The following is a 13,574-nucleotide window of genomic DNA, read 5'->3' as shown; positions in this document are numbered from 1 at the left end:
TTTCCCTCCGCTCAACTCTTTTTCTTGGGCGGAGGCGGGAGCGCCGCGAGTTTTTTCTTGAACGCCTGAAAGAACGGCGAGTCGGTCGCGAGCCCTTTGAGGTCGCCTGCCGGATAGGTGGCGATCAGCGCCGACGAGGCTGCGATGCGGTTTTCCTCGAGCGGGTGCGAGGCAAAGAACGACTCAGTCACGCCGGGCGTCTGCTTTCGCTCATCGAGCAGAATGCGGAACATCTCCGGAATGCCGTGCGGGTCAATGCGCGCGCGCACCATCAGGCGCACGCCCTCGGCGTCTGCTTCGGCTTCGTCATCGCGGCTGAACTTGGAGAACACCAAACCGCCGCCCAGCTGAATGGCCGTCTGTCCTACGCTGCCGTCGCAGACACGGCTCAGCAGGCAACCCGCCGTCACCACCAGATTGGCGCCCTGCGCCTTTTGCATCTGCTTCACCGAGTGACGCCGTACCACGTGGCCAATCTCGTGGCCAATAACGCCGGCCACCTGCGCCATCGTCTTGGAGCGCTCAATGAGCCCCCGATTCACGTAGATGTAGCCCCCGGGCACAGCGAAGGCGTTGACGTCCACATCGTCCACCACCTCAAAGTGCCACTCCAGGTCTCGGCGCTCCGTGAGCCGAGCCAGCGAGTCGCCCAAGAAGTTGATATACGCCGTGATGTCGGGGTCCTGCACCAGCCGAAGCTGCTTGGCGATCTGGGTGGAATAGTTCTTCCCCATGTCCACTTCCTGCGCCTGGTTGATGGCGCAACCCGCCAGGGTCACGGCCAGCGCGGAGGTGGCTAGAAACGTGACGGCACACCTGCTCGTCCTCATACGAATGGCCCTATGTGGGATCGACATCGATTAGCTGTGCCTGTGAAATCGGGGTGACTGCCGTGCGTTTGTTGACCCTAGCGAGAGACTTACAACGTCGCAAGGCGAGGGAGCGTCAATCGCTCTTCGTCGCCGAAGGCGTGCGCACGGTCGAAGAGTTGCTGCAGTCGTCGCTGACGGTGCGGGGCGCCGTCGTGTCTGTGGCGCTCGGACGCACCCCGCGCGGGTCCGCCCTGCGCGAGGCGTGTGTGGCGCGTGGTGTTGAACTGTTGGAGGTGACGGAGCAGGACTTTGTCACCGCCGCCGATACCGAACACCCGCAGGGGATACTTGCCATCGCTGAGGCTCCGTCGCTTACGCTCGCCGAGCTGACCGTACCGGCGACCGCGCGCCTATTAGTGCTCGACGGCATCCAAGATCCTGGCAACGTCGGCACGTTGGTGCGCACCGCGGCTGCGATGGGTGCCTGCGCGGTTATCGCGCTCCCAGGCACTGCTGACCTGTGGAACGCCAAGGCCGTCCGCAGCGCCGTCGGCGCGCAGTTCCGAGTGCCCGCCCTCCACGCCGAGAGCGCAGAGTTTTTGGCCTGGATAGGCGCCTCGAACATGGAGCTGTGGGGCACCGCCGCCGACGGCGAGGACGTGGGTGCCGCGCCGAAGTGCGCGCGCCTCGCGATTGCCGTTGGCAACGAAGGCGCCGGCCTCAGTGATGATGTGCGGGCGGCATGCTCGCGTCTGATCGCACTCCCGATGGCGGCCGGCGTGGAATCACTCAACGTCGCGGTCGCCGCGGGCATCACCCTCTACGCACTGCGCCCATGAGCCCCTTCATTGCGGCGTTCACCTTCGCGATCGGCTCCGCCGTGGGGTCGTTCTTGAACGTGTGCATTGCGCGCTGGCCCAACGACGAATCGGTCGTGCGCCCGCGCTCCCGCTGCCCCAAGTGCGGCGCCGGCATCGCCTGGTTCGACAACATTCCCATCGCTTCGTGGCTCACGCTCCGCGGTCGCTGCCGTGGATGCGGGGAACCCATCTCCGCTATTTACCCGACCGTCGAACTCACGGTCGCGCTTCTTTGGGTGGCGAGCATCGCCGTGTTTGGGGCGAGCCTCACGGGCCTGCGCGTGGCGCTCTTGGCCACGATCCTCTTTGGCATCGCTGTCACCGACCTCAAGCACTATCTCATTCCCGACGGCTTCACCGTGAGCGGACTCGTCCTCGCCGCCATCGGTGCGGTGGCGGGCGCGTGGATTGGCGAATCTGGCCCCTTTGCGGGCCCCGTGGACGCCATACTCGGTGCGTGCGTGGGTGCGGGTGCCATCACCATTATCGGATGGCTCGGTGAAGTCGCGCTCAAGCGCGAGGCCATGGGCTTTGGTGACTCCACGCTCATGGCAATGGCTGGTGCATCGCTCGGTTCCGCGAGAGCACTGCTCACGATTTTTGTGGCCGCGTTGCTCGCTGCCGTCGTCTTTCTTCTGATCGTGTATCCTCTTGGGTCTTATCGCGCACGGCGCCGCGGTGTGCCATTCGAGGCGCCGCTGGTGCCGTTCGGTGTTTTTCTCGCACCCGCCGCATTGATCACGCTCGTGGCCGGCTACCCAATGCTCAACTGGTACCTCGACCGGTTCCTCCGCTAATGCGCATTTTCTCCGTACTGCTCGCGTTGCCACTCGCCGCCTGTCAGCAGGATAGCGGCGCGCCGTATGCGCGCGAAGTCGCGACCGCGGTGCCGGCCATCGAACGCTCGGTGGGGCTCACGTTCAAGGCGCCGCCCAAGGTGGAAACGCGCTCCAAGGATGACGTGCGCGCCTTTCTCCAAAAGAAATTCGACGAAGACCAACCGGCCCTCGAACTCGCGGGTGCGGAACGCGCGTACAAACTGCTCGGCCTGCTCCCCGACTCGCTCGACCTGCGCAAGTTCATGCTCACCCTCCTCGCGGAGCAGGTGATTGGCTATTACGACCCCGCCACGAAGGTGCTCTATGTGGTGAATGGCGGAAGCAACGCCAAGGGCGCGCCGTCGTCGGACATGCTGAACATCACCATCACGCACGAACTCGTGCACGCGCTGCAAGACCAGTACCTGAACCTCGATTCGCTCGCCAAGCAGCGCGGCGACAACGATCGCCAAGCCGCAGGGCAGGCCGTGATGGAAGGGCAAGCCACCTTCGAGCAACTAAGCGCCATGCTCGGCGGCGGCAACTTTGCCATGAATCTCCCCGGTGGCTGGGAGCGAGTGCGCGAGACCATTCGCGAATCACAGCACGCCATGCCCGTGTTCGCCAACGCGCCAATGCTCATTCAGGAGACGTTGCTCTTTCCGTACTTGAGCGGCGCCGAGTTTGTGCGGCGGTTCAAGGAAAAGCGCAACGGTGCCGCGCCCTTTACGCAGATGCCGCTCTCCACCGAGCAGGTGCTGCATCCAGAAAAGTTGCTTGACGCTGTCGACGCGCCATTGCACGTGGAGTTGCCCAAGCCCATCGGCGCCACGCTCACCTATGCCAATGGCCTCGGCGAATTCGAAACGCGGCTCTATCTCTTTCAGCACCTCGGCGATGTCAGCAGCGCCGCACGCGGCGCGGCCGGCTGGGGCGGCGATCGTTTTGATGTGGTCAACACGCCGCAGGGCGCAGGCGTTGCCTGGCTCACCCTCTGGGATACGCCCTTCGACGCCGCAGATTTCCGCGACCTCATGGAGCAGAGCATCGAAAAGCGTTTCGCCACTCCACACGGTAGTGGCGGCACAGGCACCTCGCGCCGCTTTGTCGGCAAGGGACGCCAGCTTGAACTCACCGCGGTAACTGTCGGCGGTTATCCCGCCGTCCTCTTTGTCGACGTGCCAGCAGGGGCATCCACCCGCGTTATCGACCTCTCGCAGGTGAAAGTCAGTAAGTAATGCTCGTGTACTCTGAACGTGTTGAGGGCCTCTTCATGCGCTCCCCCCGGTCGCGCCATTACGCCAGTCGTCCCGCAGTCGTAGCACTCGCCGTCGCCGCGCGTCGCTCACTGCTCGCGCTATGCGCGCCCGTGGTGCTCGCCACAACCGCGTGTATTGAGTGGAAGCAGCCCACTGCCGCCGAAGACCTCACGATCACGCGCTACGTAGCGGCGGTGCAGACACCCACCGGTAGCGCGATCGCTGTGCTCCACACCGGTACCCCGGCGCCAGGGAGCGGCCCGGTCGTCACTGCGCCCATTCCCGACATCGTCCTCCTCGGTGGTACCATCCAAGTAACGGCGACCTCCACCACGCCATTTACAAAAGTTGTCATCGCGGTACCGGGCGTCGCGGACTACTGGGAACTCACCCTTCCCGCCGCCACTACGAGCGCACCGCTGTTGATTGTCTTTGCGCAGGACATTCCCAAGAACGCATTCGAACTCCGCTTTGCCGGCTCCTCCGGTGGCGCGTACGGCGCGGTGCAGGCCACCGGCGTGAACGTGATCACCGTTGGCACAGGCGAAGTGCAAGTGAACATTACGTGGGATTCCAAGGCCGACGTTGACCTGCACGTACTCGATCCTTCCGGCGCGGAGATTTACTGGGCCGGGCGTTCGTCAGCCACCGGCGGTCAACTCGACCTCGATTCCAATGCCGGGTGCGCCTCTGATGGGCCGCGCGCGGAAAATATATTCTGGGCCACCGGCCTCGTCGCGCCGCGCGGAGAGTACATCGTGCGCGTGGATTACTGGTCGAGTTGCACGAGTGTGACCACAAACTACGTGGTGACGGTGAACGTGAAGGGCCGGCCGCCACGCGTGTTCAGCGGCGTGCTCACCGGCACGGGCGACGGGGGCGGAAAAGGGAGCGGCTTCAACGTCACGTCGTTCAAGTACTGACGCGCAGTCCCGACCTTACTTCGTAAACGCCATCTCCACGACAAACTGCACGGCGCCAATCAATCCGCCGAGCACGTAGCCCAACTGCACAATCAAGTTGAGCTCGCGTTGCGTCACGCCGCGCACAATTTCTTCTACGCGCTGCGTGCTAAAGCCGAGCACTTTTCGCTCGACCATGCCGGGAATGTCCACGGTCTCGAGCAGAGCGGGGAGTTGCGCTTCAATTTGATCCCACACCGCGGGTCCCGCGGCCTCAGCCAAACGCCGCGGCGCGTCGGCCGGTAGCCAGCGACTCAGTCGGCCGAGCGGACGGTCGAGCAGTGCCGTCCCGCCCCCACGCACCGCTTCGGCCGCCATCGCCTGCGCGCGTTGCGAACGCGCCGCCTTCACCACCCAGCGCGCCAGCACGTCGTTGATAAAGCCACTCGCCATCCCCGAGGCGCGCGCCGCGATGCCGGTGCGACGCTCCGCCGGAAGGTCGACCGCGTGACCAGCAGTCGGCGTACGGCTCAGCTCGTCGCGCGAGCGCGTCACGAACGCGCGCGCTATTGCCTCGAACTCCTCGCGCGCCACATACGCCGCGTAGGCTTCACCAGCCTCAGGCCCGGCCGTGCGTAACGCCTGCTCGAGCTCGCTCGCCATCGCGGGCGGCAAGAGTTCTCGCAGCGATCCACGCTCGGTATCGAGCAACTCCACTGCCAGCTCGGCGAGTTTGCGTTCAATGGACTCGCGCAGCCCCGAGCGGCGAAGCTCGTCGAGAATGTCTTCGGTAGTAAGCAGTCGCTCACCAACGGTTTTGCCAATGGTTTTTGCGAGTCGCGCTTTGTTTTTGGGAATCGCGCCGTGCAGGCCAAACATCCGCTCGTATGGCCGGAACATCAGCACCACCGCCACCCAGCTGGTGACGCCGCCCGCCACCGACCCCAGCACCACGTCGAGCCCCAGACGCGTCCAGTGCCCCGTCAGGTCAATCACGTGCGCTGGGTGCGTCGTCGTCGCGTGGTCGGACTTCCAGGGCGGCATCCGCCATCATCGGCGCCGCATCGGCCAGCCCCGCCGTGACGGCCGGCAGGAGCATCACGTCGAGCGCGTCGTCCATGGTCGCCACAAAGGAAAAGCGCACGCCCGCACGCACCGTCTCCGGCACCTCGCGCAAATCCTTCTCGTTGGCGGCGGGCAACATCACTTCCCGCAGGCCCGCTCTATACGCCGCGAGCACTTTTTCCTTCACCCCGCCAATCTCAAGCACGCGGCCGCGCAGCGTCACTTCGCCCGTGACCGCAATGTCACGTCGTACCGCACGTCGGCTCATCACACTCGCAATCGCTAGCGTCACCGCCACTCCCGCGCTCGGTCCGTCCTTGGGTACGGCACCAGCGGGGAAGTGAATGTGCAAATCCGTCCCCCGCAGTTCCGCATCCGCCACGCGCAACGACTGTGCCCGTGATCGTACATACGAGACCGCCGCGTCCACAGATTCACGCATCACATCGCCCAGCTGCCCCGTCACCGTCAGTTTCCCCGAGCCTGGCATCCGCAGCGCTTCAATCGTCATCAGCTCGCCACCCGTCGCCGTCCAAGCCAGCCCGGTAACCGTGCCGATCTCCGGCGCCATCTCCGCTTCCTCAGCGGCATAACGCGGCGAACCCAGCGCTTCTTCAATGCGCGCACCGTCTACAATCCACGCCCCCAACTCGCCCTGCGCTTTGCGGCGCGCGCGCTTGCGCATGAGTGCCGCAAGATTCCGCTCAAAGTTGCGCAGCCCAGCCTCGCGCGAGTAACGGCTCGAGATGGTGCCCAATGCTTCGTCGGTGAACTGCAAATCGAGATCCGTAATGCCATGCTCCGTAAAGAGCCGCGGCAGCAAATAGCGCCACGCGATCTCCACTTTCTCCTCGACGGTGTAGCCCGCAATGCGAATCACTTCCATGCGGTCGCGCAGCGCCGGCGGAATGTCGAGCAGATTGTTGGCCGTGCAAATGAACAGCGCGCTCGACAAATCAAAAGGCAAGTTGAGATAGTGATCCACAAAACTCTTGTTCTGCTGCGGATCGAGCACCTCGAGCATCGCCGCGAGCGGATCACCGCTCGGACCACCGCCCGTCATCTTGTCGATTTCGTCAATCATCAGCACCGGGTCATTCACCTGAACGCGCCGCAGCGCTTGCAGTACGAGTCCGGGGAGTGATCCCACATAGGTGCGACGGTGCCCGCGAATCTCCGCTTCGTCGCGCACGCCACCCACGGAGATGCGATAAAACTCGCGCCCAATGCTCCGCGCAATCGCTTCGCCGAGCGATGTTTTGCCGGTGCCTGGCGGCCCCACAAAGCAGAGAATCGGGCCGTGCGAATCGCCACCGTGCTGCTGCAAAAGCTTGCGCACCGAGAGATACTCGAGAATGCGCTCCTTGGCTTCTTCGAGTCCGTAGTGTCGGTCCTCGAGCGCGGCTTCCACGCGGTCAATCGCAATGTCTTCATCGCCACTGCGCCGTTGCCAAGGCAACGCCACCACCCACTCGAGATAGCTGCGCAATACGTGGTATTCGCTCGACGCGGTGGAAAGCGCCCGCAGTCGCGACAACTCGCGCCGCGCTTCCTGCGCCACATTCGCCGGCAGTGAGGCCGCGTCGATCTGCCGCGCCATCTCCTCGGCTTCATTCTCCGACGGATCGCGCTCGCCAAGCTCTGAGCGAATCGCCTGCAACTGCTGACGCAGATAGAACTCGCGATGATGCTGCTCGACCTTCACCTCGGTACGCTGCCGCACATCTTCGAGCACGCGCGCGCGCTCTACTTCCTTCTCGAACTTGAGCGCCACGGCGCCGAGCCGCGCGAGCACGTCGAGCTGCTGCAGCACTTCATCGCGTTCGGCAATGCGCAGTTGCCCTTGGGCCGCCGCGAGATCAGCAAAGCGTGATGGGTCGCGCGCCTGACGGCGCAGCAGTCCAGGCACTTCGGCAGGGAACTGCTCGCTCAGCTCAACCAACGTCTCCGCCGCACTGAGAATTCGCTCGAGCATCTCGGACGCCTGCGGCACTGTTGGCGAAAGCTCCTCAACCGCGCTCACCGACACCACCGGATACGGCACCCGCTGCGTGAGAGCGTCGAGCCGCACGCGCTGCAGTCCCGCGAGCGTGACTTGCGCCGTGCCCGTGGCAGGATCCGAACGGTCTTTGATACGCGCCAGGATCCCCACGCGCCCTATCAGGCGAGAGCAGTCGGCGGCATCCTCGCCCATGGCAATCGCCAGCACCACGCAACTCCCCGGCTCCGGGTGCTCTTTGAGCAGCGCGAGATTCTCGGGGGCGCCCATCTGCACGGCAATCGTGCCGTGAGGGAAGACGATCGTGCTCCGCAACGCGAGTAGCGGGAGCTCCGTGGGCAGTTCGGGCGTCGTCACAGGGGAGAAGTTAGCGTGAGCGTCACAAGGCCGTCAGTCATGCAGCATTCCCTGCCAAGGATCAAATACAGCGACCCCGCGCCCTGCACAATCCGCCACGTTGCGCGTCACCAGCGTCAGCCCGTGCGCCTGCGCCGTACCAAGCAACAGCCCGTCCACCACCGGCAACGGTCGCCCCGCGCGCTCACCACTCGCACGGAGCGCCCCCCACGCCACCGCCGCGGCCGTATTGACGCTGAGCACACGCCCCACGAATTGCGTCGGCAGTTCTCGCTGCGCCCAAAGCAAAAGTGCGGAGCGACGTTTCCCCTCCGGCAGTCGCGCAATCGCTTTCTCGATTTCTCCCAGCGAGAGCACGCTCACCGCAAAATCCAACGGCGACTGTGCGTCCACCCACGCCGCCACGCGACCGGATGGGCTCGGCTTCACGAGCTCCGAGAGCACGTTCGTGTCGAGGAGATACCTCACGTCAGCGCGCGTGCCGCTTAGCCGAGGTCAACGTCGCGACCCATCTCGCGCGATCGCGGAAAGAGCTCCGCCTCATCGCTCGCGCCGAACGCCCCCTCCGCCACTGCCTTCGCGAGTGGCGACGCCGCCAAATAGGCCGTCAGCGGACGTGGTGCCACCAACCGCTCGTAATCAGAGCGAGCGATCACCACCACCGCATCCTCGGCGCGGGCCCCGCGCGTCACCACCTGCGGCTCGTGTGCCAGGGCACGCCGCACGACCTCACTGAAGCCGTTCTTCGCCTTCTCCAGCGTCCACTGCGTCACGGGTGCCTCCGGGTCAGGCTCAGCTTCCAATCGCCACCAGAGGTAAGCTAGCTAGTCTGGCTAGCTTCGCAACCGAGGGGCCAAACCCACCCCACCGCCTTGGTTTCCACCCCCCAACTGCCTATCTTCTAAGGCTCTATGTTCGACGAACTCTCCGAGAAACTCGAAGCCGCCTTCGCGAAGCTCCGCGGACGTGGCACCCTCAGCGAAGCCGACATCAAGGACGGCTTACGCGAGGTGCGTCGCGTACTCCTCGAAGCCGACGTCAACTTCGAGCTCACGCGCGAGTTCCTCGAACGCGTTGAGAAAAAAGCCGTCGGCGTCAGCCAGATCAAATCCGTCTCGCCGGCGCAGCAGCTCGTCAAGATTGTCTACGACGAACTCACCGCCATGCTCGGCGAACGGCGCGAAGGGCTCAAGCTCTCGAGCGTGCCGCCCACCGTGGTGCTGATGGTCGGCTTGCAGGGCTCCGGCAAAACCACCACCGCCGCCAAGCTCGCCCGCAAACTCAAGGGCGAAGGGCGACAGGTGCGATTGATTGCGGCGGACGTGTACAGGCCCGCTGCCATCGATCAGCTCGAAACACTCGGCCGCGAACTCGACATTCCCGTATTCGCCGATCGTACCACGACCGATGTGGTGAAGATCGCGCGCGCCGGACTCGAAGTAGCGCGGCACGAGCGCGACCGTGTGGTGCTGATTGATACCGCCGGCCGTTTGCAGATTGACGACGAGATGATGAACGAGCTGCGCCGCCTGAAGGACGCGGTGCGCCCCGACGAAATCCTCCTCGTGGCCGACGGCATGACCGGCCAGGACGCAGTGAAAATTGCACAGGGCTTTGACGCCGCACTCAATGTGACCGGCGTCATTCTCACCAAGCTCGACGGTGACGCGCGCGGTGGCGCCGCCCTCTCGATCTACGGTGTGCTCAAGAAGCCCATCAAGTACATCGGTGTGGGCGAAAAGACCGACGCACTCGAAGAGTTCTATCCCGACCGTATGGCCGGACGAATTCTCCAGCAGGGCGACGTCCTCTCGCTCGTCGAAAAAGCGCAAGAAGCGTTCGACACCGACGAAGCAAAAAAGATGGAGAAGAAGGTCCGCAAAGAAGGCATGGACCTGAATGATTTCCTTTCCGCCATGAAGCAGATTCAGCGCCTCGGGCCGCTCGAAGGCGTGCTCAAGATGCTCCCCGGCGTCAACAGCAAAATGCTCAAGCAGGCCAACGCCGACCCGCGCCGCATGCGGCACGTCGAAGCGATTGTCCTCTCGATGACCGCCGCCGAACGCAAGAAGCCCGACATCATGAACGGCCCGCGCCGTTTGCGCGTGGCCAAGGGCAGCGGACGACCGATCAACGAAGTCACTAAGCTGCTCGATCAGTTCCGCGATATGCAGAAGATGATGAAGAAGATGACCGCTGGCGGAGGGAGAATGCCGCCGGGGATGTTTGGAATGCGCTGACCTGCGACGCTCCACGGTCGCAGTCAGTGCAAGCGTTGTCAGTCGTGTGCAGTATTCAGTTTTCAGTTAACGGTCAACCGATAACCGATTACTGTTAACGTCAGTAGCGGTTGCAGTCCCCGAGTGCTGTCCGGATCCTCCGGTCAAGCGATGAGCTCGGCGCAGTCCCCATCACCCCATTTCGGGAGCATCACATGGCAGTTCGTATCCGCCTCCGCCGCACCGGCCGCACCAAGTCGCCGACGTACCGTATTGTCGTCGCCGATTCGCGTGCCCCGCGTGAAGGCAAGTTCATTGAGATCATCGGCCAGTACATGCCCCGCACGGGTGATGCTGCGCTGAATCTCAAAGTTGATCGCGCCAACTACTGGCTCGACAACGGCGCGCAGCCGTCCGACACCGTGCGCTCGTTGCTCCGGAAGGCCGGCGTCCTGAAGTCGCGTCACGAGCAGCGCCTCGCCGCGAAGCTCACGGCCAACGCCGTGCCGCTCGCCGAAGGCTGAGCCGTCTGCACGACGTTCACGCGGAGCTCGCGTGACTGACACGCCCCGCCTGCTCGCCGTCGGCCGCATTCGCAAGCCGCACGGCATCCGTGGCGAAGTCGTAGTCGAAACGATGACCGACGCGCCGGACGCGACCTTCGCGCCCGGCCGTCGCGTTTTCGTGGGCACCGTCGTCGGCGACGAATGGCACGACGCACACACCGGCGCAACCCTCACGCTCACCGTCACCAAGTCGCGGCCATTTCAAGATGGCATGCTCGTGATCTTCGACGCGATCACCGATCGCTCGCTCGCCGAACACTGGCGCAATCACACGTTGCTGGTGCCCGTGAGTGAACTCGAATTGCCCGACGACGGCGAAGTGTACGAACACGAACTCGAAGGGCTCGCCGTGGTCAACACCAACGGCGAATCACTCGGCGCCGTGACCGCGTGGTATCGGTTGCCGCAGGGATTGTTGCTCGATGTGAACACCGCGCGCGGAATTGTGTCGGTGCCGTTCAGTGAAAGGTTTGTGGTGCGCGTGGATCGTGCGACGCGCACCATAACGGTGGACATCCCTGAAGAATTTTTCGAGCGCGGCGCCTAATGCTCACCATCCGCGTCGTCTCAATCTTTCCGCAATTCTTTCACGGCCCGCTCGGTCTCTCCATTCCCGCGCGCGCTGCTGCCGCAGAGCTCGTGCGCTATCAGCTCGTAGATCTGCGCGACTACACACACGACAAACACCGCACCGTAGACGACGCCCCCTACGGCGGCGGCCCAGGCATGGTGATGAAGCCCGGGCCGTTCTTCGAAGCGGTTGAAGATATTGGCGCTAAGGCGCCGATCATTCTTCTCTCGCCGCGCGGCCGTCGCTTTGGCCACGCCGACGCCGAGCGCCTCGCGGCACTCGAAGAGTTCACGCTGCTCTGCGGGCATTACAAAGATGTGGATCAACGCGTGGCCGATCACTGCGCCACCGAAGAACTCTCGCTCGGCGATTTTGTTTTGAGCGGCGGCGAACCCGCGGCACTCGCGATTATTGACGCGGTAGTGCGGTTGCTGCCCGGCGCGATGAGCGATCTCGAGAGTGCGCGCACGGATTCGTTCTACAATCGCGGGCTCTCGGCGCCGAGCTACACGCGGCCGCCGGAGTTCAGAGGGTTTCCGGTGCCGGAAGTGTTGCTGTCGGGGAACCACGCGGCGATTGAGAAGTGGCGGGAAGAAGAAGGGGGGCGGTTGACGAAGGGGAAAGGCGAGTAGACGGTTTTCCGTTAGCCGTTTTCCGTTGCAAGCAGGCAAGGCGTACAACCGCACCTGCCCACCCGCGCCGAAGTTGTACCCCCAGCCTGCTGGCAACGGACAACCGACAACGGTAAACCGCCTACTGCAGTTGCCGTCCCCAAGCCCTTGCCCCAACCCCAAAAGCCAGATAGCTTTGAAGGCTCACCACCAGACCCTCAAATCGGGCGTCCCTAGCCCGGAGTAGCTTATGCACCCGTTCATCGAAACCCAGAAAGAGTGGATGAAGACTGTTCCCCCCTTCCGTGCCGGCGACACGCTGCGTGTCAACGTGCGCGTCAAGGAAGGCGAGAAGGAACGCATTCAGGCATTCGAGGGCGTGTGCATTGCGCGTCGTGGAGCCGGTGTCAGCGCAACCTTCACCGTGCGCAAGATCTCCAATGGCGTGGGTGTTGAGCGCATCTTCCCCGACCACTCGCCGATGCTCGAGAGCATTGCCGTCGTGCGTCGTGGTCGCGTGCGTCGCGCCAAGCTGTTCTATCTCCGTGGCGTGACTGGTAAGTCGGCCCGCATCAAGGAGCGCAAGGTGCGCGTCGCGGTGCCGGTGACCGGCTCGGCTGAGTAATCAGCGCACACGGCCGCGCAGCGAGACGCTGACGCGCGTGGACAGTCGCTGGAGCGACATCGAGCAGACGTTGCGCGCCGCGGGTGCGCAGAGCATTGCTGGAGTCGATGAAGTCGGACGGGGCCCCTTAGCGGGCCCCGTTGTCGCATGTGCGGTGATTATGCCCGCTGGCGGCGAGGAGATTGACGGGGTGGCCGACTCCAAGAAGCTCAAGAAGGCGGAGCGGGAGCGGCTGGCGGTGCTGATTCGCGCCGAGGCGGTGAGTGTGGCGCTTGGGGCCGCGAGCGTGGCCGAGATAGCAAAATTGAATATTTATCAGGCTACCTCCCTAGCCATGCGTCGGGCGATCGGGCGTCTACGGGCCTCTCCGGACGCCATTTTGGTGGATGGGAAGCCCATTCGGACCCTCGGCTACCCCCACCAGGCCGTGGTTGGGGGGGATTCTAAGGTCTATGCCATTGCCTGTGCGTCGATTGTGGCCAAGGTGGCCCGGGACCGGCTGATGACGGCGCTGGCGGAGCGGTATCCCGCGTACGGCTGGCCTCAGAACGCCGGGTATGGCACTCCAAAGCACATCCAAGCGATTGTGGAACATGGGCTTACGTCGCACCACCGCGTAGCATTCTGCCGGTCGGCGCTGGAAAAGACGCGCCCTCTTTAAAGAAGGGTGCCAAGGCGCCCCTCCGTTACCCCTCCCGAGGCTGTTCGTCTTGCACCGGGACCCTCTCGCAGAATCGGGGGCTCCGACTCTTGCGAACCCGTTAGCGCTCTGCCTATGTTAACGGGTCCCGCCACAGGGTTTTGTGGTGGGGGGATAATATGAACCTGAGTATCGCTCGGCAGCGGTGTATTGCGACCCTGAGGGAAGGGGTTGCGCACCGTCTCTGCCGTTGCGATATTTGCAGGGTCG

Annotated in this window: 15 protein-coding genes; 10 read left to right on the top strand and 5 right to left on the bottom strand. The window is 63.9% G+C overall.

Annotated elements, in window-relative coordinates:
- Positions 1 to 11 precede the first annotated feature (11 nt).
- Complete coding sequence (locus NTZ43_02705; GenBank protein ID MCX5766122.1) at positions 12 to 779, bottom strand: M48 family metallopeptidase; 768 nt, start codon at positions 777 to 779, stop codon at positions 12 to 14.
- 113 nt (positions 780 to 892) lie between these two features.
- Between NTZ43_02705 and NTZ43_02700 the strand changes: the two genes are divergently transcribed.
- From NTZ43_02700 to NTZ43_02685, 4 genes are read left to right on the top strand one after another with little or no spacing between them, the layout of a single operon-like run.
- Complete coding sequence (locus NTZ43_02700) at positions 893 to 1,651, top strand: RNA methyltransferase (GenBank protein MCX5766121.1); 759 nt, start codon at positions 893 to 895, stop codon at positions 1,649 to 1,651.
- Positions 1,648 to 2,469, top strand: coding sequence for a prepilin peptidase (locus tag NTZ43_02695; GenBank protein ID MCX5766120.1), 822 nt, complete (start codon positions 1,648 to 1,650; stop codon positions 2,467 to 2,469). The genes NTZ43_02700 and NTZ43_02695 overlap by 4 nt, the downstream gene beginning before the upstream one ends.
- On the top strand, positions 2,469 to 3,728 hold the full coding sequence (locus tag NTZ43_02690; protein MCX5766119.1) for a hypothetical protein: 1,260 nt from the start codon (positions 2,469 to 2,471) through the stop codon (positions 3,726 to 3,728). Before NTZ43_02695 ends, NTZ43_02690 begins: the two co-directional genes overlap by 1 nt.
- Before the next feature lie 35 nt (positions 3,729 to 3,763).
- The gene (locus tag NTZ43_02685; GenBank protein ID MCX5766118.1) at positions 3,764 to 4,672 is read left to right on the top strand and encodes a hypothetical protein; all 909 of its coding nucleotides are present in this window, start codon (positions 3,764 to 3,766) and stop codon (positions 4,670 to 4,672) included.
- Between the two features lie 15 nt (positions 4,673 to 4,687).
- On the opposite strand, the gene NTZ43_02680 is transcribed toward NTZ43_02685, so the two are convergent.
- Genes NTZ43_02680 through NTZ43_02665 form a run of 4 tightly spaced genes read right to left on the bottom strand, consistent with a single transcriptional unit; the run spans position 4,688 to position 8,845 of the window.
- Positions 4,688 to 5,695, bottom strand: a complete 1,008-nt coding sequence (locus NTZ43_02680) for a DUF445 family protein (protein MCX5766117.1) — start codon at positions 5,693 to 5,695, stop codon at positions 4,688 to 4,690.
- A complete protein-coding gene (gene lon, locus NTZ43_02675; protein MCX5766116.1) occupies positions 5,640 to 8,072 on the bottom strand; it encodes an endopeptidase La in 2,433 nt (810 codons plus the stop codon). Before lon ends, NTZ43_02680 begins: the two co-directional genes overlap by 56 nt.
- A gap of 33 nt (positions 8,073 to 8,105) precedes the next feature.
- A complete protein-coding gene (locus NTZ43_02670; GenBank protein MCX5766115.1) occupies positions 8,106 to 8,540 on the bottom strand; it encodes a type II toxin-antitoxin system VapC family toxin in 435 nt (144 codons plus the stop codon).
- Positions 8,541 to 8,557: 17 nt separating this feature from the next.
- Entirely contained in the window at positions 8,558 to 8,845 is a 288-nt protein-coding gene (locus NTZ43_02665) for a type II toxin-antitoxin system Phd/YefM family antitoxin (protein MCX5766114.1), read from the bottom strand.
- A gap of 138 nt (positions 8,846 to 8,983) precedes the next feature.
- Here NTZ43_02665 and ffh point away from each other — a divergent pair, with 138 nt between their 5' ends.
- The 6 genes from ffh to NTZ43_02635 all read left to right on the top strand — a co-directional run bounded on the left by ffh (position 8,984) and on the right by NTZ43_02635 (position 13,325).
- On the top strand, positions 8,984 to 10,312 hold the full coding sequence (ffh, locus tag NTZ43_02660) for a signal recognition particle protein (protein ID MCX5766113.1): 1,329 nt from the start codon (positions 8,984 to 8,986) through the stop codon (positions 10,310 to 10,312).
- A 194-nt stretch (positions 10,313 to 10,506) separates the two neighbouring features.
- The gene (rpsP, locus tag NTZ43_02655; GenBank protein ID MCX5766112.1) at positions 10,507 to 10,815 is read left to right on the top strand and encodes a 30S ribosomal protein S16; all 309 of its coding nucleotides are present in this window, start codon (positions 10,507 to 10,509) and stop codon (positions 10,813 to 10,815) included.
- A 31-nt stretch (positions 10,816 to 10,846) separates the two neighbouring features.
- Complete coding sequence (gene rimM, locus NTZ43_02650; protein MCX5766111.1) at positions 10,847 to 11,404, top strand: ribosome maturation factor RimM; 558 nt, start codon at positions 10,847 to 10,849, stop codon at positions 11,402 to 11,404.
- On the top strand, positions 11,404 to 12,060 hold the full coding sequence (gene trmD / locus NTZ43_02645; GenBank protein ID MCX5766110.1) for a tRNA (guanosine(37)-N1)-methyltransferase TrmD: 657 nt from the start codon (positions 11,404 to 11,406) through the stop codon (positions 12,058 to 12,060). The genes rimM and trmD overlap by 1 nt, the downstream gene beginning before the upstream one ends.
- 229 nt (positions 12,061 to 12,289) lie before the next feature.
- The gene (gene rplS, locus NTZ43_02640; GenBank protein MCX5766109.1) at positions 12,290 to 12,664 is read left to right on the top strand and encodes a 50S ribosomal protein L19; all 375 of its coding nucleotides are present in this window, start codon (positions 12,290 to 12,292) and stop codon (positions 12,662 to 12,664) included.
- A 37-nt stretch (positions 12,665 to 12,701) separates the two neighbouring features.
- Positions 12,702 to 13,325: a ribonuclease HII gene (locus NTZ43_02635; protein ID MCX5766108.1), complete on the top strand. Its 624-nt coding sequence runs from the start codon at positions 12,702 to 12,704 to the stop codon at positions 13,323 to 13,325.
- Positions 13,326 to 13,574: the final 249 nt, after the last annotated feature.

Source organism: Gemmatimonadota bacterium, assembly GCA_026387915.1.
Lineage (GTDB): Bacteria > Gemmatimonadota > Gemmatimonadetes > Gemmatimonadales > Gemmatimonadaceae > Fen-1231.
The sequence above is the reverse complement of the archived record's forward strand: the minus strand, read 5'-3'. Positions and strand labels throughout refer to the sequence as shown.